We start from the raw sequence: 20,054 nt of genomic DNA on the forward strand, positions 1-20,054 counted from the left end.
CTTTTTGTCCCGGCCCTTCAGCGGTCCCGGGTTCAGCGCACCTCGATGAAGGCCCCCGCCTCCCGCGCGGGACGGGCCGGCGGTTCCTGGGCCGGGTGACCGATCGCCACCGCGCCCATCGGGTCCCAGCCGGCGGGCAGGTCCAGCACCTCGCGGACCACGTCACGGCAGAACATCGTGGACGACACCCAGGCCGAGCCCAGCCGCTCCCCGGCCAGCGCGACGAGGAAGTTCTGCACACCCGCGCCCGTGGCGACCACGAACATCTCCCGCTCGGCCGCGTCCCGCCGCGCGTCCCCGTAGGTGTGCGAGCCGTCCATGACCAGGCAGGGCACGGCCAGGTACGGCGCGTTGCGCAGCACGTCTCCGCGCCGGACCCGCTTGGCGATGGACTCCTCGCTCTTGCCGTCCCGGCGCAGGTCGGCGATCCAGGCGTCCCGCATCGCGTCCAGCAGGCGGAGCCGGGACTCGGCCGACTCCAGCAGCACGAACCGCCACGGCGTGGTGTGGTGCGGGGCGGGCGCCGTCACGGCGGCGGCCACCGCCCGGCGCACCGAGCCGGGGTCGACCGGCTCGTCGGTGAAGGCCCGCACGGTACGGCGCAGGCTCAGCGCCTCCCGTACCGCCTCGGAGGTGCCGAGCCGGAACATGTCGTCCCGCGCGGAGCGCACCATCGCCCGCGCCCCCTCGCCCTGCTCGGCCGCGTCGGTGACCACATGGGGCAGGCCGCGTACGACCGCCACCGGCAGGCCCGACGCCTTGCCCTTGATCAGGTCACCGGCCGAGGCGAGTTCGTCGGCGGTGGCGACGACGGTCGCGGAGAGCGGGTTGCCGTGCGCGTCGGTGCCGCCGCGCAGGTCGTCCAGGACCCGCACCCCGGCCGCGCCGATGGCCACGTCGGTGAGCCCGGCGCGCCAGGGGCGGCCGAAGGTGTCGGTGACGATCACGCCCACGGTGACGCCGAGCGCCTCCCGCAGGCCCTCGCGGATCGCCCGCGCGGCGGCGTCCGGGTCCTCGGGCAGCAGCAGCACGGTGCCCTCGGCGGTGTTGGACGCGTCGACCCCGGCGGCGGCCATGACCAGGCCCTGCCGGTTCTCCACGATGCGCAGCGGACCGCGCCGGGCCACCACGCGCACCGTCTCGGCGTCGATCGCGGCCTCCCGGTCGGCGGCCCGCACGATCCGTCCCTCGGCCTTGGAGACGATCTTGGAGGTGACGAGCAGCACGTCCCCGTCGGCCAGCCCCGGCTCGGCCGCGGCGATCAGCTTGGCCAGGTCGTCGCCCGGCACCACCTCGGGCAGCCCGGAGGGCGCCCAGACCCGGTACCCGGTCACGCGGTCCGCACCTCCCCGGCCAGCTCCAGCGCCTCGCGCGCCATCGCGGCGGTCGCGTCCAGGTCGCTCATCATCAGCGGGACGGCACGGCAGCGGATGCCGGCCGCCTCCACCGTCTCCACCGAGCCCGCGTCCACGGTGTCGACGAGCCAGCCGTCCAGCAGCCCCGAGCCGTAGTGCGCGGCGACCGCGGCGGCGGTGGACTCCACGCCGACGGCGGCGAGCACCTTGTCGGCCATCCCGCGCACCGGCGCGTCACCGACGATGGGGGAGAGCCCGACCACCGGGACGCCGGCCTCCGCGATGGCCTCCCGGATGCCGGGCACCGAGAGGATCGTGCCCACGGACACCACCGGGTTGGACGGCGGGAAGAGGATCACGTCGGCCTCCGCGATGGCCTCCAGCACACCGGGCGCGGGCTTGGCCTGCTCGGCACCGACCGGCACGACCGCCTCGGCGGGCACCGAGGCGCGCAGCCGGACCCAGTACTCCTGGAAGTGGACCGCCTTGCGCTCCCCGTCGAGGTCGACGGCGACGTGGGTCTCCACCCGGTCGTCGGTCATCGGGATCAGCTTCACGCCCGGCTTCCAGCGGTCGCACAGCGCCTCGGTGACCGCGCTCAGCGGATACCCGGCGCCCAGCATCTGGGTCCGCACGATGTGGGTGGCGAAGTCCCGGTCGCCGAGTCCGAACCAGCCCGGTCCGGCACCGTAGGCCGCGAGCTCCTCCTTGATGTGGAAGGTCTCGTCCGCCCGCCCCCAGCCCTGCTCCTCGTTGATGCCGCCGCCGAGCGTGTACATCACGGTGTCGAGGTCGGGACAGACCTTCAGCCCGAAGAGATGGATGTCGTCGCCGGTGTTGCCGATGACCGTGATGTCCGCGTCCGGGGCGGCCTGCTTCAGACCGCGCAGGAACCGGGCACCGCCGATGCCGCCTGCCAGAACCACAATGCGCATGGGATCAGTGTGTCAGCAGCCGCCGACAGCCCGTGCGCCCGGTGATCACACCGCGGCCGGGCTCGGCTCCGTGCGGGCCTCGCAGTGCGGTGAGGTGTGCATCGGCATCTCGGTGAGGCCCGGGTAGTAGATGTGCAGGCTGATCGCGGGCTCGAGCGCGTCGTTGACCACGTCGTGCACATAGCCGGGCGCGAAGACCCGCTGGGCGCCGGCGGTGAGGGTGCGGGTGCCCCGGTCGGTGCGCTCGGTCAGGGTGCCCTCCAGCACGGTGAGGATGCCGGAGGAGCGGCCGTGGTCGTGCGGCCCGCTGCCCTGGCCGGGCACCCAGGACAGCAGCCACACCTCGTAGCCGGGGCCGGTGCGCAGCCGGTGGTACCAGCGGGTGGTGGCGTCGTAGCGGACCAGGTGCGCCCACCGTTCGCGGTCGGCGGCGACCGCGCGGGCCAGTCCGGCGAACTCGGCGACGGTCACCGGGTGCGCGCGGGGCGGCTGCAGCAGGTGGGGGACTTCGAGGAGGTCACCGGCGATCTGGAGGTCGTTGTCGCTGTTCATGGGGGTGTGGGGTTCCTCGGCGGAGGGGCGGTGGCTGGGTGTCGCTGGGCCCCGGCCCGGATCACGGGCGTACGGGCGGGTGTCCCCTGAGGGATACGGGAACGGCGGGACACGCGGGGCCGGAGTGGGCCCGGGGTCCGCTGGAGCGCGGTCGGCTCAACAGCAGGGACAGCAACAACAGCTGAAACGCATGCCGGCAGCACCGAGGGACCCGGCGGTGCGGGTCGTCGTGGGTGCGAAGTCGGCGAGCATGCCCCCTAGCACAGCGGTTCATACCTGTTGTGTCAACTCGGAGCCCGGTTCGAGGGACATCGTTCACCTCATCCGGTGCATCTGTCAGGTGAAAGGTTTGTGCACCCGGTACTCGGGACACATGGCGCACATCCGGGCGGCGCCCCTCCGCGTCCTCAGCCGTGTGTCAAGGTTTATGCGGATTTGAACACTTAACGCAGGGCCTTGGTTCCGCAGAGTGAATAACGGGCTCAATAGCAGATCTCGGCTTGACTCGCTCGGAGCAGCACACTTGTAATTTCACTCGTGTCGTTCGGCCGGGACCGGCCAGGCACGGGGACGTGAAGAACAGACGAGGGGCGCACATGACCGAGCTGGTGGAGCAACTGCTGGTCGACGACGCGGACGAGGAACTCGGCTGGCAGGAGCGCGCTTTGTGCGCCCAGACCGATCCCGAGTCCTTCTTCCCCGAGAAGGGCGGCTCCACGAGAGAGGCGAAGAAGGTCTGCCTCGCCTGCGAGGTCCGCTCCGAGTGCCTCGAGTACGCCCTCGCCAACGACGAGCGCTTCGGCATCTGGGGCGGCCTGTCCGAGCGGGAGCGCCGCCGGCTGAAGAAGGCCGCCGTCTGACCGGCGCCCGCGCCGCCGGCCGGCGAACGGCCGCCGGGCACATACGCATACGGGGCGAACGGCCGGTCGCACGTGGGTTGTCCACAGGTGGCGGGCCGCCGTCATGACCGACCGATAGTGTGGGCGCTCGTCCGAGACGCCCCGCTGTCCTTGATGGGCACAGGCGTCCACCGCAGTCCATCGAACCGGGGCCCGTACCTCGATGTCCGTGCACAGCCATACGGCAGCCCAACACGACGCTGCCACGCCTGAGTTCCCGCGCCATGTGGTGACGGCCGTCCTCGTCACCCATGACGGCGCCCGCTGGCTGCCCGACGCGCTCGCCGGGCTGCTGAGTCAGGAGCGCCCCGTGCAGTACGCGGTGGCGGCCGACACCGGCAGCGCGGACGACTCCGCCCAACTGGTCACCGAGACCCTGGGGGACGAGGCCGTCGTCCACCTGGCCCGGCGCACCGGCTTCGGCCAGGCCGTGGACGAGGCCATCCGCCTCGCCCCCGTCCTCACCCCGGACGACCTGCCCTACCTCAGGCGCCCGAACAGTTGGGACCCGGCCACCCGCACCTGGCGCGACGACGCCTACGACCTGCCCGAACTGCCGTACGGTGAGCCGGTCCAGTGGCTCTGGCTGCTGCATGACGACTGCGCCCCCGAACCCGGCGCGCTCGCCCAGATGCTGCGGGTCGTCGACAACGAACTCGAACTCGGCCGCGACGACGTGGCCGTGGTCGGCCCCAAGCTCCGCGGCTGGTACGACCGCAGGCAATTGCTGGAGGTCGGCGTCTCCATCGCCAACTCCGGCCGTCGCTGGACCGGTCTGGACCGCCGCGAGCAGGACCAGGGCCAGCACGACCACGTCCGCACCGTGCTCTCCGTCTCCACCGCGGGCATGCTGATCCGCCGTGACGTCTTCGAGCGGCTCGGCGGCTTCGACCGCCGGCTGCCCCTGATGCGCGACGACGTCGACCTGTGCTGGCGCGCCCACACCGAGGGCTACCGCGTCCTCATCGCCCCAGACGCCGTCGTCCGGCACGCGGAGGCCGCCTCCCGCGAGCGCCGCACCGTCGACTGCGCGGGCCGCACCACCGCCTCCCCGCACAAGGTCGACAAGGCCGGTGCCGTCCACACCCTGCTCGCCAACACCCGCACGGCCGCGCTGCCCTGGGTGCTGCTCCGGCTGGTTCTCGGCACCCTGCTGCGCACCCTCGCCTACCTGGTCGGCAAGGTCCCCGGCCAGGCCCTCGACGAGATCCGCGGCCTGCTGGGCGTCCTGCTGCGTCCCGAGCGCATCCTCGCCGCCCGCCGCAGCCGGGGCCCCTCCCAGATCGACAAGGACGAACTGCGGCAGCTGTTCCCGCCGCCCGGCGCCACCATCCGCGCCACGGCCGAGCAGGTCGCCGCCAACTTCTCCAGCAACTCCGACGTCGACACCTCGGCCGGCCGCCACGGCAGCGCGGTCGAGTCCGGACCCGGCGGCGACGACGCCGACTTCCTGGAGATCGAGCAGTTCGCCCGGCTCAAGCGCATCGCCCGCAAACCCGGCCCGGTGCTCTTCCTCGCCCTGCTGCTGATCTCCCTGGCCGCCTGCCGCGCCCTGCTGGGCGGCGGTGCCCTCGCGGGGGGCGCGCTGCTGCCCGTCCCGCCCGGCGCGAGCGATCTGTGGGCCCGCTTCGCGGATGCCTGGCACCCGGTCGGCGCCGGCAGCACCACCTCCGCGCCGCCCTACCTCGCCGTGGTGGCGACGCTCGCCTCGCTCTTCCTCGGCTCCACCGGGTTCGCGGTCACCGTGCTGCTGGTCTGCTCGGTGCCGCTCGCCGGCCTCACCGCCTACTTCGCCTCCCGGCCCCTCGTCAGCTCCCGGCTGCTGCGCGCCTGGACGGCCATCGCGTACGCCTTCCTGCCCGCCACCACCGGCGCGCTGGCGCAGGGCCGCATCGGCACCGCCGTGCTCGCCGTGCTGCTCCCGCTGATCGCCCGCGCGGGCGTCGCCGCCAGCGGCCTCGCGAACCCGTCCGGCGCGCGCGGCAGTTGGCGCGCCACCTGGGCGTACGCGCTGCTGCTGACCATCACCACGGCGTTCACCCCCGTCGTCTGGCCCGCCGCACTGGTCCTCGGCGTCGGCGTGCTCGTGCTGCGCCGCTCCGACCCGGTCGCGCACCTCCTGCGCTTCCTGGCCCAGCTCGGCACCCCGCTGCTGCTCCTCGCGCCCTGGTCGCTGACCCTGCTGCCGACCGGCTTCTTCACCGAGGCCGGGCTGGACTTCGGTGCCTCGGCGGCTTCCGCCTCCGACCTGCTGGGCACCAGCCCCGGTGGGCCCGGCACCCTGTCCGGCCTGCTGTTCATCGGCATCGTGCTGGCCGCGCTGGCCGCCCTGCTGCGCTCCGAGCGCCAGTTGGGCATCCGCGCCGCCTGGGCCGTCGCGCTGACCGGGCTGCTGCTCGCGGTGCTGGCCAACCGTTCCGCCTGGGCCGGTCCGGCCACCCTGGTCTACGGCATCGCCCTGCTGGCCGCCGCCGCGCTCGGCGCGGACGGGGCACGCGCGCGGGTGGCCGAGCAGAGCTTCGGCTGGCGCCAGCCGGTCGCCGCGCTGATCGCGCTGGCCTGCGCCGTCGGCCCGCTGGTCGCCGCCGCCGGCTGGATGATCCGGGGCGCCGACGGCCCCCTGGAGCGCCGCGACCCCGCTCAGGTGCCCGCGTTCGTCGCCGAGGACGCCGGCACCCGCGACCAGGCCCGCACCCTGGTCCTCGACAGCGACTCCGCCGCACGGGTGCGCTACACCCTGGTCCGGGGCGCGGGTGCCCGCATGGGTGATGGCGAGATCGCCGCGGCCGACGGGTCCAACACCGGCCTGGACAAGGTCGTCGCCAACCTGGTCGCGGGCTCCGGCGCCGACCAGACCGGCCAGCTCGGCGGCTTCGCCGTCCGCTACGTCCTCGTCCACCAGGGCACCCCCCGCCAGATCACCCGCGTCCTGGACGCCACGCCCGGCCTGAACCGGCTTAGCCAGCAGAACGGCAACGCCCTGTGGCGCGTCGACCGGGAGGTCTCCCGCGCCACCCTGATCGGCGCGGGCGGCTCCGGCACCCCGCAGGCCGTCGCCGCGGGCCCGGTGGAGATCCACACCACCGTCCCCAATGGCTCGGGCGGCCGCGTGCTGCGCCTGGCCGACGCCGTCTCCGACGGCTGGACCGCCACCCTGGACGGCAAGCCCCTCACCCCCAGGACCGTCGACGGCTGGGCCCAGGGCTTCGAACTCCCCGCGGGCGGCGGCAAGCTGGACGTCACCTACGACGCCCCGTTCACCCACACCGTCTGGCTGTGGGTGCAGGGCGCGCTCGCCGTCCTCCTGGTCGTCCTCGCCCTCCCCGGCCGTCGCCGCGACGTCGACGACGACCTCCCCGAGGAGCAGCCCGTCCCGGCCCAGGCCATGGAGGGCGAGGGCCGCCGCGCCCGCCGCCTGCGCGCCCAGGCCGAGGCCGAGGAGACGGAAGAGGCCGCGGAGACCGCGGAGGCCGCCGAAGAGCGGCCGGAAGTCCCGCCGTACGGACAGCAGGAGCAGCCGGTCATCCCGCACCAGCAGCCCTACGCCGACTGGGACACCGGCACGAACACCTACGCCGACCCCGAGTACGCGGCCTACCCCGCCGACCCCTACCAGGCCCCGTACCAGAACACCGGGTACGACCAGGGCGCGTACCACCCCGACCCCTACGGCCAGCAGCCCTACGACCCCTACGGGTACGGGGCGCAGCAGGAGCAGCCGTACGACCCGGCGGCCCACCCGCAGGGCTACGACCCCGCCCAGCAGCCGCCCTACGGCGACGGCAGTGAGCGCCACGACGGGAGCCAGCAGTGAACCGCACGACCCTGTCCCTGATCGCCTGCACCGTCGCCCTGGCCGCCGTCACCGGGTTCGCCGCCTTCGACCCGCCCGCCGCCTCCGGCACGAGCGCGGCCGGCAGCGCCACCGAGCGGCCCGTGGAGCGCACCGGCCTGCTGTGCCCGGCGCCGAGCTTCTCCGACATCGCCGACACCGCGTACACGTCGTTCACGCCCGTCACGCAGGGCGCGGGCAGCGGCGGCAAGGCCGCGCTGGAGGCGGCCGCCGAGCAGTCCGCGGACGGCAAGGGCGGCAAGGGCGCCGGCAAGAAGGACAAGGCGGTGCTCACCCCCAAGCCGCCGGGCACCCCGGCCCTGGGCGACACCTCGGGCAGCGACACGCCCGCCCTGATCGGCACCGCCGACGGCAAGTACGCGCCCGGCTGGACCGTCCAGGAGACCACCCGGATCGCCGCGGGCACCGGAAGCGGCCTCCAGGGCGTCACCTGCACCCCTGCCGACACCGACTTCTGGTTCCCCGGCGCCAGCACCGCCAAGGGCCGTACCGACTACGTCCACCTCACCAACCCCGACGACGGGGCGGCCGTCGTCGACATCAAGCTGTACGGCAAGGGCGGCGCCGTGAAGTCCACGGTGGCCGACGGCATCACCGTGCCCCCGCACTCCAGCGAGCCGGTGCTGCTCTCCACGCTCACCGACGACCCGCAGACCGACCTGACCGTGCACGTCGGCGTGCGCAGCGGCCGGGTCGGCGCCACGGTGCAGGCCCAGGACGACGCGGGCGGCGGCGACTGGCTGCCCGCGGCCGCCGACCCGGCCGACAGCCTGGTCCTGCCCGGCATCCCCAAGGACGCCACCGACGTCCGCCTGGTCGCCTTCACCCCCGGCGACGACGACGCCGACCTCAAGGTCCGCCTGGCTTCCCCGAACGGCTCGATCACCCCGGCCGGCAACGAGACCGTGCACGTCAAGGCGGGCATGACCAGCGCCGTCGACCTCGGCCCGGTCACCCGCGGCGAGCCGGGCTCGCTGATCCTCACGCCCACCGACAAGGCGGTCCCCGTGGTCGCGGCGCTGCGCGTGGTGCGCGGCAAGGGAAGCTCGCAGGAGACGGCGTACATCCCCGCCACCGCCCCCGTCGGCCGCCGCGCCACCGCCGCCGACAACAGCGCCAAGGGCACCACCCTGTCCCTGACCGCGCCCACGGCCAACGCCACCGTCAAGGTCACCGCATCGGCGGGCAGCGGCGGCGGCACACCCGCGACGAAGACGTACACGATCAAGTCCGGCACCAGCCAGGACATCAGCGTCCCCACGGGCGGCAAGGGCACCTACGCGCTGACCGTGGAACCCGTCTCCGGCGGCCCGGTCTACGCCGCCCGCACCCTCACGGGCTCCTCCGACGGCGTCCCCGGCTTCACGATCCAGACCCTGCCGAGCGACCGCGGCCTGGTCGCGGTGCCCCGCGCGGAACAGGACCTGTCGGTGCTCCAGCGGTAGACCGAGTGCCGGGCGGCCGCCCTGGGGGACGGCCGCCCGCTACTCCTCGCCGTACCGGGGGTCCACCGTCTCCGGGGTCAGCCCCAGCAGCTCGGCGACCTGCTCCACGACCACCTCGTGCACCAGCTCGGCGCGTTCGTCGCGCCCCTTGGTGCGGATCTCGATCGGCCGCCGGTACACCACGACCCGCGCCCGCCGGCCGTCCCGCGCGGAGACGGTCCCGCCCAGCGGCACGCCCTCGTCGTTCCACGGCCCGTCGCCGGTGCCCTCCAGCCGGGGCACCTCCATGACCACGAACTCCACCTCGGCGAGCTGCTGCCAGCGCCGCTCCAGCCGTTCCACGGAGTCGCGCACGAGGTCCGCGAACACCTCGGCGCGGCTGGCCGCCAGCGGCACCTGGGGAGGAGCGATGGGGCCCCGCATGCCCCGCCCGTGACGATCACGGCGTCGGGGTCGGGGACCTGCGGCAGGGTGCGGTACACGGTTGTCCATCACCGCAGAAGCGTAGTCCTCGCCCGCCGCCGGCGAGGTCCTCCGGCTCACCGAGCCAGACGAGCCGCCGCTCGCGCACCGCATCGGTCGCGGGAAAGCGGCTCGACAGGACCCCGAACCAGGGCGCGAGATACTCCGCCGGCATGCCTGCGGCCACCTCCAGCCGCAGCGTCTGGCCGTCGGACGCCAGCAGGAAGACCGCTGTGGGGGGGAACCCATACCTGAAAAGAACCACGCCGCGATCGCGGTCACCGGAGTGACCCCATCGGCCCGCGGGCCCAGGTCTTCGCACCCTACGACTCGACTCCTGATGCCTAGACGGTGGCCGCGGTGCGGTAGAACTCGGCCGCGGTGACGGTGGCAGGGACGCCGAGTTCGGCGGCGACCGCGGTGATCGCCTTGTCGCCGACAGCGAGGTCGGCCTGGCCGTCCGTGGTGAAGTACGGCGCGATGAACGTGTCGTAGTGGGCTCGGGCCTCTTCCGCGGTCTGTCCGCCGAGGAACGTCTGCATGTGGCGCACCGTGGTGTCGGGGTCGTCGTGGATCACCTGAAGGGCGCGCCGGTGGGCTCGTACGACGGCCTGGACCGCAGGGTCGTCCGGTGAGATGTGGGTGGGGTCGACGGCCACGCCCACGGTGGGGATCTGGAAGTGGTCGCCGACCCAGGCCAGCACCTGCCAGCCGTGCTCGGCGGCCACCGCCTCCGGTGCCATGGTGCTGCCGACGTACGCGGCGTCGATGCTGCCGTCGTTGAGGCGGCGCAGATCCATGCCGTAGTCGCCGGGCGAGCGGACGATGGTCTTCACGTCACGGTCCGGGTCAAGGCCGGCCTTTCGCAGCACGATCCGGGCGAATGCGCCGGGCGGGGTGTGCGGGGCGTGGACCGCCAGCCGTCGCCCGGCCAGGTCGGCCAGGGAGGTCAGGCCGGGGCGGGCGAGGAACCAGAACAGCGGGCGGTGGGTGTTGACACTGAGTGCGACCCACGGGGTGCCGTCAGTCAGTCGTGACAGCAGTGCCCGGCCGAGCCCGATGGTGGCGCAGCGGCGCAGCCGTTCCACGTCCCAGGTGCAGCCGTCGCGCAGCGCGACGTGGACACCCTCCTCGGCGTAGTAGTCCTGCTGGTCGGCGATGTAGGCGGCCAGCTCCTCGTGCAGGCCTCGTCCGACGTAGGCCAGATCGATCGTGTGCATGAACGTCTTTCCTTGTTCGTCCAAGGGTTCGGCCGTGTGTGCGGAGGTCGGCAGGGTGTCAGTACATGGCCATGCCGCCGTTGACCGCGGCCGTGGTACCGGTCATGAAGGAGTTGTCCTCGGCGGCGTAGAAGGCGACCGCCTGGGCGACGTCCGCCGGGTGGGCCAGGCGGCCCAAGGGGGTGGCGGCCACCTGCCGCTGCCTCGTCGCGTCGTCGAGCACGGCATCGGCGGTGCGGGACTCCACCGGGCCGGGCGAGACGACGTTGACCGTGATGCCCTGCGGGCCGAGTTCCTGGGCGAGATACCGGGCGAACTGCTCCAGTGCGGCCTTGGAAACGCCCAGCGCGATCATGCCCGCCCGAGGCAGGCGGCTGAGTCCGGTACCGATGTAGATGAGGCGTCCCCACCCTCGTTCGGTCATCGTGGGCAGTACGGCTTTGGTGACAGCGAACGCCGCGTGCATCTCGCCGTCGATCTTGCCGCCCAGTTCTTCCCACGTCATGTCCTGGAACGGCTTGACCGCATACGGGATGAGCGCGTTGTGCACGAGTACGTCGATGCCGCCCCAAGCTGCCTGGACCTGTCCGACCATGCTCTCGACGGCCGCCTCCTCGCGTACGTCGGCCTGCACGGCCATGGCCTGGCCGCCCGCGGCCTCGATGTCGGCCACGACCTCCTCGGCCGCCTTGGTGTTGCGGAGGTAGTTGACCACCACGCGCATTCCTCGCGCGGCCAGAAGCCGCGCCGTGGCCGCGCCGATTCCGCTGCTGGCCCCCGTCACCAATGCCACCCTGCCGGTCGTCCCGGTCATGGGCCCACCTCCTGATCGTCGTCGCGCGCCGTCGGGATGACCGCCTGGGGTTGGTCGTCGTCGATGCCCCGGCCTGTCGGGCGGATCGCCCCGTACAACACGGTGTCGACGGTCGCCCGCAGCAGATCGGCCGCGGTCCAGTCCAGATCGCGCGGCAACTCCGACATGAGCATCCGCTCCAACGCGCCGCGGGTGATCTCGCTCAGCAGCTCGGGCGGCGCCGGCAGCAAGCCCTGCCGGTGTCCCTCCCGGAACAGCTCGTCGAGCCGCCGGTAGACCACCGCGTCCACACGCTGCTCCACGTACTGGCGCAGCACCGCGTCGCCCCGCCCCGTCGCGAGCTGAGGCGCGCCGATCCGCCCGAGCTCACTGCCCGCCGCGATCAGGAACCGCTGCACCCGCACAGCGAACGGCTGCCCTGCTGCGTCCTCGGTCGCCGCCACCAGCGTGCGCTCCACCGCGGCGAACTGGCGGTCCAGCACCGCGGCCAGCAGGCTGCGCTTGTCCAGGAAATGACGGTAGATCGTCTTCTTGCTCATCCCGAGCTCACGAGCGAGATCGTCCATGCTCACCCGCGCGAAACCCGCCCCGAAGAACAGCCGGCCGGCCGCCTCCACGATCACGTCCGCACGCCGCTCGTCACTGATGGAAACTCGAGGAACTGAATCAGTTTCCATAGTTCCCATCGTTGCCCTCCGTCTCTTCGCTGTCAACGTTCCACGCGACAGCCGGCCGTTCTCCGCCCGTGTGGCCGCGCCTTCGCACCCCCTCCCCGGACTCTTCGCGCACTTTTCTCCCGGTGTTCGCTCAGTCGTCTCCCGCACACCGCACGACGGTTCCGGCCACGGCCGCGTGCGCCGGATGGCCGAGAACCGTCGCCGGTCGCCGGGCTTTGTCCCGGATCATCACCGGATGCACCCCCGCGCGGCGCGCCCAGTGGGGCTCTCCCTGCGGGGCCCGAGAGATCCCGCAGGCCACGACACGGGGGAGTGACCTGGTGGAGAGTCGTCGCGGCCCGCTCAAGAGTGCGGTACCGTCCAACATCGTGAGCCTTGTACGTCGCTGTTCGCGCACCGCCTGCGGCCGACCCGCCGTTGCGACGCTGACGTACGTCTACGCCGACTCGACCGCGGTCCTCGGCCCCCTCGCCACCTACGCCGAGCCCCACTGCTACGACCTGTGCGCCGAGCACTCCGAGCGCCTCACCGCCCCGCGCGGCTGGGAAGTCGTCCGGCTGCTCGACGGCTCCGCCCCGGCCCGCCCCAGCGGCGACGACCTGGAGGCGCTGGCGAACGCGGTCCGCGAGGCGGCCCGTCCGCAGGAGCGCGCGGCCGGAGCCGGCGGCGGCGCACGCACCGCCGACCCGATGGAAGTCGCCCGGCGCGGCCACCTGCGGGTCCTCCGCTCGCCCGACAACTGAGCCACCCTCCCCGCAGCCGCGCACCCCAACGGGTAGTTTTGGGCCCCCAATGGACTTTCAGGAGGGCCGGCCGTGGCAGATCTGTCGCAGATCGTGAAGGCGTACGACGTGCGCGGAGTCGTTCCGGACCAGTGGGACGAGGCCCTGGCCGAACTCTTCGGCGCCGCCTTCGCCGAGGTGACGGACGCGACCGCGATCGTCGTCGGCCACGACATGCGCCCCTCCTCGCCCGGCCTCTCCCGCGCCTTCGCGCGCGGCGCGCTGAACCGGGGCGTGGACGTCACCGAGATCGGCCTGTGCTCCACGGACCAGCTCTACTACGCCTCGGGCGCGCTGGACCTGCCCGGCGCGATGTTCACCGCCTCGCACAACCCGGCCCAGTACAACGGCATCAAGATGTGCCGCGCGGGCGCCGCCCCGGTCGGCCAGGACACCGGGCTCGCCGACATCCGCGCCCTGGTCGAGCGGTGGCTGGAGACGGGCGCCCCGGCCCCGGCCGCCGAACCGGGCACCCTCACGGCGCGCGACACCCTCGACGACTACGCCGCGTACCTGCGCTCGCTGGTCGACCTGACCGCGATCCGCCCGCTGAAGGTCGTCGTCGACGCGGGCAACGGCATGGGCGGGCACACCGTCCCGACGGTCCTCGCGGGGCTGCCGCTGACCGTCGTCCCGATGTACTTCGAGCTGGACGGCACCTTCCCCAACCACGAGGCCAACCCGCTGGACCCGGCCAACATCGTGGACCTGCGCAAGCGGGTCGTGCAGGAGGGCGCCGACCTCGGCCTCGCCTTCGACGGCGACGCCGACCGCTGCTTCGTCGTGGACGAGAACGGCGACCCGGTCTCCCCCTCCGCCGTCACCGCCCTGGTGGCCGCCCGCGAACTCGCGCGCAACGGCGGTACGGGCACGGTCATCCACAACCTGATCACCTCCCGCACGGTCGCCGAGGTGGTCCGCGAGCACGGCGGCACCCCGGTCCGCACCCGCGTCGGGCACTCCTTCATCAAGGCGGAGATGGCCCGCACCGGCGCGATTTTCGGCGGCGAGCACTCCGCCCATTACTACTTCAAGGACTTCTGGAACGCGGACACCGGCATGCTGGCCGCCCTCCACGTCCTCGCCGCCCTGGGCACCCACCCCACCCCCCTCTCCACCCTCACCGCCCAGTACGACCGCTACGCGGGCTCCGGCGAGATCAACTCCACGGTCACCGACCAGCAGGCCCGGCTGGCCGCCCTCCGCGCGACGTACGCCCCCGACCCCGACACGGCTCTGGACGACCTCGACGGCCTGACGGTCTCCACCCCCACCTGGTGGTTCAACGTCCGCCCCTCCAACACGGAGCCGTTGCTCCGGCTGAACGCGGAGGCGGAGGACGAGGCGACGATGACGAAGATCAGGGACGAGGTCCTGACCATCATCCGCGCGTGACGGGTGTGCGGGTGGGAATCGCTTGAACCGCACCCGCCCCCGCCCCGCAGCCGGAATCACCCCGCCCAACCAGCGGAGCGCCACGGTACGCTGACCAGCACATCCGTAGCCCCCGTTTCCGCCCGAAGGGACACCCCATGCCGCTCGAAGCCGGTCTCCTGGAGATCCTGGCCTGCCCGGCCTGCCACGCCCCCCTCAAGGAGCAGGACGCGGAGCTGATCTGCACCGGTCAGGACTGCGGCCTGGCGTACCCCGTCCGCGACGGCATCCCCGTCCTCCTGGTCGACGAGGCCCGCCGGCCGGCGTAAGTACCGCCGAAAGACATCGCGCAGTAGGACCCCGGCGATCGGAGGCACCCCGCCCATGCTCGACGAATCGCTCCTGGACACCCCGGAGGGCCTCGCCGAGGCCGACCGCCGAGGGCTGCTGCGCGGCGCGGCGGAGGCGGGCGCGAGAGTCCGTACCGCGGCCCGGCACGCCACCGAGGCCGGAGTCGGCGCGCTCCAGCCCGACGGCCGCCCCCGCGCCGTACTGATCGCGGGCCCCGGCGCCGCCGCCACCCACACCGCCGACCTCCTCGGCACCCTGGCCGGCCCCGGCAGCCCCGTGATCCGCCTGGAGGCCACCGGAGTCGCCCCCGCCCCCGGCGCCCTGCGCTGGGAACTGCCCGGCTGGGCGGGCTCCGTGGACCTGCTGCTGATCGCCACCCCCGACGGCACCGAACCGAGCCTCGGCCTTCTCGCGGAACAGGCGTACCGCAGGGGCTGCTCCGTGGTGGCCGTCGCCCCCGCGGGCACTCCCCTCGCGGAGGCGGTCGCGGGCGCGCACGGCATGTTCATCCCGATGGCGACCGCCCCGTACGACCAGGGCGAGCCGGTCGCCGCGTCCTCCTCCGGCGTCTTCTGGGCCCTGCTCACCCCGCTGCTGGCCCTCCTGGACCGCGTCGGCCTGCTGACCGCCGGCCCCGACGCGCTGGAGAAGGTGGCCGACCGCCTCGATCACGTCGCCGAGCGCTGCGGCCCCGCCATCGCCACGTACGGCAACGCGGCCAAGACCCTCGCCGCGGAACTCGCCGACGCCCTCCCCGTCGTCTGGACGGAGGGCACCTCCGCGGGCCCGGCGGGCCGCCGCTTCGCCGCCGCCCTGGCCGAACTCGCCGGCCGCCCCGCCCTGGTGGCCGAACTCCCCGAGGCGCTCGCCGCCCACGAGGCCCTCCTCTCCGGCCCGCTGGCCGCCCGCGCCGACCCGGACGACTTCTTCCGTGACCGCGTCGAGGAGGCGCCCGCGCTGCACGCGCGCGTGGTGCTGCTCCGGGACCGTCCCCTCGGCGGCCTCACCGCGGCCCCCGCCGCCCGCGACCTGGCCCTCGGCCACGACACCCCGATCAGCGAACTCGAACCGGAGGAGGGCGGCGAACTGGAGACCCTCGCCGACCTGATCGCCGTCACCGATTTCGCCGCCGTTTACCTGGCGCTCGCCGCCGGCGCCTGAGCTGACCCCAGGCAACCGCCCGCAGCGCCGCACGGAGACAGAGAAGACACATGGACCGCCTCGACAACACCGTCCGCCCCTACGCCTGGGGCTCGACCACCGCCATTCCGCGGCTGCTGGGCACCGAGCCCACCGGCGAACCGCAGGCCGAGATGTGGATGGGCGCCCACCCCGGCGCCCCCTCGCGCACCCCGCGCGGCACGCTGGTGGAGCTCATCGCCGCCGATCCGGAGCGCGAACTGGGCGCCGAAGCGGTGGCGAAGTTCGGCCCCCGCCTGCCCTTCCTGCTCAAGGTCCTCGCCGCGGGCGCCCCCCTCTCCCTCCAGGTCCACCCCGACCTGGCCCAGGCGCGCGAGGGCTACGCCGAGGAGGAGCGCCGGGGCGTCCCCGTGGACGCCCCCGACCGCAACTACAAGGACGCCAACCACAAGCCCGAACTCATCTGCGCCCTCACCGAGTTCGACGGCCTGTGCGGCTTCCGCGCTCCCGCCGAGGCGGCCGGCCTGCTCGACGGCCTGGGCGTCGACTCCCTCAAGCCGTACGTCGATCTGCTGCGCGCCCAGCCCGAGGACGCCGCGCTGCGCGAGGTCCTCACGGCGATCCTCACCGCGGACCCCGAGCAGATGGCCGACACCGTCACCGAGGCGACCGCCGCCTGCGCCCGCCTCGGCGGCCCGTACACCCCGTACGCCGACATGGCCCGCGACTACCCCGGCGACCCCGGCGTGATCGCGGCCATGCTGCTGAACCACGTCCGGCTCCAGCCGGGAGAGGCCCTGTTCCTCGGCGCGGGCATCCCGCACGCCTACCTGGACGGTCTCGGCGTCGAGATCATGGCCAACTCCGACAACGTCCTGCGCTGCGGCCTGACCCCCAAGCACATCGACGTCCCCGAACTCCTGCGCGTGGTCCGCTTCGAGGCCAGCGACCCCGGCGTCCTGCGCCCCGAGGCGTCCCCGGACGGCGAGGAGGTCTACGAGACCCCCATCGACGAATTCCGGCTCTCCCGCTGGGTCCTGCCCGGCGAGACCACCCGCGACCTGACCCTCCCGACCCCGCAGATCCTGCTGTGCACGGCCGGTTCGGTCCGCGTCGGCGAGCACGGACTGCTCCCCGGCCGGTCCGTCTTCGTCCCGGCGGGCGAGAAGGCCGAGGCGTCCGGCGAGGGCACGTTGTTCCGCGCCACTGTGATCGTATGACCGCCCCTGTGGATACCTGACGCGCCGCACGCCGGTGGGACTGCAACAATGGCCCACCGGCAAAGCACGTGCAAAGAAGCGACCCGTGGGGGCACAAGAGCCGTGCGGGGGTGCCGAGCAGGCGACAAGGGCGAAGGGAAAACGCGAACTCATGAGCGCGTCAGGCGGTACCAGGGCGATCGTGGCGGCACTCGGCGCCAATCTGGCGATCGCGGCATCGAAGTTCGTGGCGTTCGCGTTCAGCGGCTCCTCGTCGATGCTCGCCGAGGGCGTCCACTCGGTCGCCGACTCCGGCAACCAGTTCCTGCTGCTCATCGGCGGCAAGAAGGCCCAGCGCGAGGCGACCCCGCAGCACCCCTTCGGCTACGGCCGCGAGCGGTACATCTACGCCTTCCTGGTCTCCATCGTCCTCTTCTCCCTCGGCGGCATGTTCGCCATCTACGAGGGCTACGAGAAGATCAGCCACCCCCACCCGGTGGAGCACTGGTACTGGCCGGTGGGCGTCCTCGTCTTCGCCATCATCGCGGAGGGCTTCTCCTTCCGTACGGCCATCAAGGAGTCCAACGAGCTGCGGGGCAAGCTCTCCTGGGCACAGTTCATCCGCCGCGCCAAGGCGCCCGAGCTGCCCGTCGTCCTGCTGGAGGACTTCGGCGCGCTCATCGGTCTGGTCCTCGCCCTCGGCGGCGTCGGCATCGCCCTGCTCACCGGCAACGGCGTCTGGGACGGCATCGGCACCGTCTGCATCGGTGTCCTGCTCGTCGTGATCGCCCTCGTCCTCGCCTCCGAGACCAAGTCCCTGCTGCTCGGCGAGGCCGCCGGCCTGGAGGACGTCAAGAAGATCGAGGCCGCCATCGTCGACGGCGACACCGTCACCGGCGTCATCCACATGCGCACCCTCCACCTCGGCCCCGAGGAACTCCTCGTCGCCGCCAAGATCGCCGTCCAGCACGACGACTCGGCCGCCGAGGTCGCCCACGCGATCAACGCCGCCGAGGCCCGCATCCGCGAGGCCGTCCCGATCGCCCGCGTCATCTACCTGGAGCCGGACATCTACAGCGCCGCCGAGGCCGCCAAGGGCCCGGACCCGCTCGCCACGCCGGGCGGCCCGAACCCCCACCCGGCCGGCCACTGAGCCCCTGGTCGCTCCACCGAGGCCCCCGCCGCACCCCGGTCCCCACCGGCCGCGCCGGGGGCCTCGGCACACCCGGGCACCGGGCCCCGTACCCACCCGTTCGCGCCACATCCGTCACCTGGACGGCACGCGGTGTCCGAACGCGGACTGGGGCGCGCCCCGCCCTCCGGTGTAGCTTGGGACGGAGCCAGACGTCGCTGCTGATGGCGGTCGGGCGGTCCCGGAGCGGACCGGCCGAGGGAGAGAGGGCCTCCGACGGACTGCGCTGCGCGTACGCGGGCATGCCTGTGTCCTCTTCTCGGGGCACCCCTGTGTCCGTCGCCGTGCAGACCAGCCGTACCCACCTCGCCCCGACTTCGAGGAGCAGCCCGCCATGACCACTGTCGACAACCGACAGGACTTCAAGGTCGCCGACCTCTCCCTGGCCGAGTTCGGCCGCAAGGAGATCACCCTCGCCGAGCACGAGATGCCCGGCCTGATGTCGATCCGCAAGGAGTACGCCGAGGCGCAGCCCCTGGCCGGCGCCCGCATCACCGGCTCCCTGCACATGACCGTGCAGACCGCCGTGCTCATCGAGACCCTCGTCGCCCTCGGCGCCGACGTCCGCTGGGCCTCCTGCAACATCTTCTCCACCCAGGACCACGCGGCCGCCGCCATCGCCGTCGGCCCGAACGGCACCCCGGACAACCCGCAGGGCGTCCCCGTCTTCGCCTGGAAGGGCGAGACCCTGGACGAGTACTGGTGGTGCACCGAGCAGGCGCTGACCTGGCCGAACAGCCCCACCGGCGGCCCGAACATGATCCTGGACGACGGCGGCGACGCCACCCTCCTCGTCCACAAGGGCGTCGAGTACGAGAAGGACGGCAAGGTCCCCTCGCCCGACACCGCCGAGTCCGACGAGCACCGCGTCATCCTCGAGCTGCTCAACCGCACCATCACCGACGGCTCCCAGAAGTGGACCCAGCTCGCTTCCGAGATCCGCGGTGTCACCGAGGAGACCACCACCGGCGTCCACCGCCTGTACGAGATGCAGCGCGACGGCGTCCTGCTCTTCCCGGCGATCAACGTGAACGACGCCGTCACCAAGTCGAAGTTCGACAACAAGTACGGCTGCCGCCACTCCCTGGTCGACGGCATCAACCGCGCCACCGACGTCCTCATCGGCGGCAAGACCGCCGTCGTCTGCGGCTACGGCGACGTCGGCAAGGGCTGCGCCGAGTCCCTCCGCGGCCAGGGCGCCCGCGTGATCGTCACCGAGATCGACCCGATCTGCGCGCTCCAGGCGGCCATGGACGGCTACCAGGTCACCACGCTGGACGAGGTCGTCGACAAGGCCGACATCTTCGTCACCACGACCGGCAACAAGGACATCATCATGGCCGGCGACATGGCCAAGATGAAGCACCAGGCCATCGTCGGCAACATCGGCCACTTCGACAACGAGATCGACATGGCCGGCCTCGCCAAGATCCCCGGCATCGTCAAGGACGAGGTGAAGCCGCAGGTCCACACCTGGACCTTCCCCGACGGCAAGAAGATCATCGTCCTGTCCGAGGGCCGCCTGCTGAACCTGGGCAACGCCACCGGCCACCCCTCGTTCGTGATGTCCAACTCCTTCGCGGACCAGACCCTGGCCCAGATCGAGCTGTTCACCAAGCCCGACGAGTACCCGACCGGCGTCTACGTGCTCCCCAAGCACCTGGACGAGAAGGTCGCCCGCCTCCACCTGGACTCGCTGGGCGTCAAGCTCACCCAGCTCCGCCCGGAGCAGGCCGCGTACATCGGCGTCGAGGTCGACGGTCCCTTCAAGTCGGACCACTACCGCTACTGAGCCGCCGCTCCC

General features: G+C 72.9%; 17 protein-coding genes. 10 read left to right on the forward strand and 7 right to left on the reverse strand.

The genetic code is table 11. The annotated features are described in order from the left end of the window. Positions 1–32: 32 nt before the first annotated feature. From OG448_RS18650 to OG448_RS18660, 3 genes are read right to left on the reverse strand one after another with little or no spacing between them, the layout of a single operon-like run. Positions 33–1,334, reverse strand: coding sequence for a coenzyme F420-0:L-glutamate ligase (locus OG448_RS18650; RefSeq protein ID WP_405555232.1), 1,302 nt, complete (start codon positions 1,332–1,334; stop codon positions 33–35). Next, positions 1,331–2,290, reverse strand: coding sequence for a 2-phospho-L-lactate transferase (cofD, locus tag OG448_RS18655; RefSeq protein ID WP_405555233.1), 960 nt, complete (start codon positions 2,288–2,290; stop codon positions 1,331–1,333). The genes OG448_RS18650 and cofD overlap by 4 nt, the downstream gene beginning before the upstream one ends. A 45-nt stretch (positions 2,291–2,335) precedes the next feature. Continuing rightward, positions 2,336–2,842 carry a cysteine dioxygenase gene (locus tag OG448_RS18660; RefSeq protein ID WP_405555235.1) on the reverse strand — a complete coding sequence of 169 codons (507 nt, stop codon included), beginning with the start codon at positions 2,840–2,842 and terminating at the stop codon, positions 2,336–2,338. A gap of 596 nt (positions 2,843–3,438) precedes the next feature. Here OG448_RS18660 and OG448_RS18665 point away from each other — a divergent pair. The 3 genes from OG448_RS18665 to OG448_RS18675 all read left to right on the forward strand — a co-directional run bounded on the left by OG448_RS18665 (position 3,439) and on the right by OG448_RS18675 (position 9,039). After that, the gene (locus OG448_RS18665) at positions 3,439–3,702 is read left to right on the forward strand and encodes a WhiB family transcriptional regulator (protein ID WP_030377564.1); all 264 of its coding nucleotides are present in this window, start codon (positions 3,439–3,441) and stop codon (positions 3,700–3,702) included. A 202-nt stretch (positions 3,703–3,904) separates the two neighbouring features. Next, positions 3,905–7,555, forward strand: a complete 3,651-nt coding sequence (locus OG448_RS18670; RefSeq protein WP_405555238.1) for a glycosyltransferase — start codon at positions 3,905–3,907, stop codon at positions 7,553–7,555. Next, a complete protein-coding gene (locus OG448_RS18675; protein ID WP_405555239.1) occupies positions 7,552–9,039 on the forward strand; it encodes a DUF5719 family protein in 1,488 nt (495 codons plus the stop codon). The genes OG448_RS18670 and OG448_RS18675 overlap by 4 nt, the downstream gene beginning before the upstream one ends. A 39-nt stretch (positions 9,040–9,078) precedes the next feature. On the opposite strand, the gene OG448_RS18680 is transcribed toward OG448_RS18675, so the two are convergent. The 4 genes from OG448_RS18680 to OG448_RS18695 all read right to left on the reverse strand — a co-directional run bounded on the left by OG448_RS18680 (position 9,079) and on the right by OG448_RS18695 (position 12,212). Next, complete coding sequence (locus OG448_RS18680) at positions 9,079–9,531, reverse strand: metallopeptidase family protein (RefSeq protein ID WP_405558849.1); 453 nt, start codon at positions 9,529–9,531, stop codon at positions 9,079–9,081. Positions 9,532–9,845: 314 nt separating this feature from the next. Further along, positions 9,846–10,721 carry an ABC transporter substrate-binding protein gene (locus OG448_RS18685; RefSeq protein ID WP_405555241.1) on the reverse strand — a complete coding sequence of 292 codons (876 nt, stop codon included), beginning with the start codon at positions 10,719–10,721 and terminating at the stop codon, positions 9,846–9,848. A gap of 58 nt (positions 10,722–10,779) precedes the next feature. Beyond that, entirely contained in the window at positions 10,780–11,535 is a 756-nt protein-coding gene (locus OG448_RS18690; RefSeq protein ID WP_405555243.1) for an SDR family NAD(P)-dependent oxidoreductase, read from the reverse strand. Further along, positions 11,532–12,212: a TetR/AcrR family transcriptional regulator gene (locus OG448_RS18695; RefSeq protein WP_405555245.1), complete on the reverse strand. Its 681-nt coding sequence runs from the start codon at positions 12,210–12,212 to the stop codon at positions 11,532–11,534. The genes OG448_RS18690 and OG448_RS18695 overlap by 4 nt, the downstream gene beginning before the upstream one ends. Before the next feature lie 320 nt (positions 12,213–12,532). On the opposite strand from OG448_RS18695, the gene OG448_RS18700 reads away from it, so the two are divergent. From OG448_RS18700 to ahcY, 7 genes are all read left to right on the forward strand, one after another. Beyond that, positions 12,533–12,955 carry a DUF3499 domain-containing protein gene (locus OG448_RS18700; RefSeq protein ID WP_030814457.1) on the forward strand — a complete coding sequence of 141 codons (423 nt, stop codon included), beginning with the start codon at positions 12,533–12,535 and terminating at the stop codon, positions 12,953–12,955. A gap of 72 nt (positions 12,956–13,027) precedes the next feature. After that, on the forward strand, positions 13,028–14,389 hold the full coding sequence (locus tag OG448_RS18705) for a phosphomannomutase/phosphoglucomutase (protein WP_405555248.1): 1,362 nt from the start codon (positions 13,028–13,030) through the stop codon (positions 14,387–14,389). 137 nt (positions 14,390–14,526) lie between these two features. Then, on the forward strand, positions 14,527–14,697 hold the full coding sequence (locus OG448_RS18710) for a Trm112 family protein (protein ID WP_020940431.1): 171 nt from the start codon (positions 14,527–14,529) through the stop codon (positions 14,695–14,697). A gap of 55 nt (positions 14,698–14,752) precedes the next feature. Further along, a complete protein-coding gene (locus tag OG448_RS18715; RefSeq protein WP_405555250.1) occupies positions 14,753–15,880 on the forward strand; it encodes an SIS domain-containing protein in 1,128 nt (375 codons plus the stop codon). Positions 15,881–15,930: 50 nt separating this feature from the next. Beyond that, a complete protein-coding gene (gene manA / locus OG448_RS18720) occupies positions 15,931–17,079 on the forward strand; it encodes a mannose-6-phosphate isomerase, class I (protein ID WP_405555252.1) in 1,149 nt (382 codons plus the stop codon). A 151-nt stretch (positions 17,080–17,230) separates the two neighbouring features. Next, positions 17,231–18,211 (forward strand): cation diffusion facilitator family transporter, encoded by a 981-nt coding sequence (locus OG448_RS18725; RefSeq protein WP_405555254.1) that lies wholly within the window; start codon positions 17,231–17,233, stop codon positions 18,209–18,211. A gap of 373 nt (positions 18,212–18,584) precedes the next feature. Further along, entirely contained in the window at positions 18,585–20,042 is a 1,458-nt protein-coding gene (ahcY, locus tag OG448_RS18730) for an adenosylhomocysteinase (RefSeq protein WP_405555256.1), read from the forward strand. Positions 20,043–20,054: the final 12 nt, after the last annotated feature.

Source organism: Streptomyces sp. NBC_01171 (assembly GCF_045039805.1).
Classification (GTDB): Bacteria; Actinomycetota; Actinomycetes; order Streptomycetales; family Streptomycetaceae; genus Streptomyces.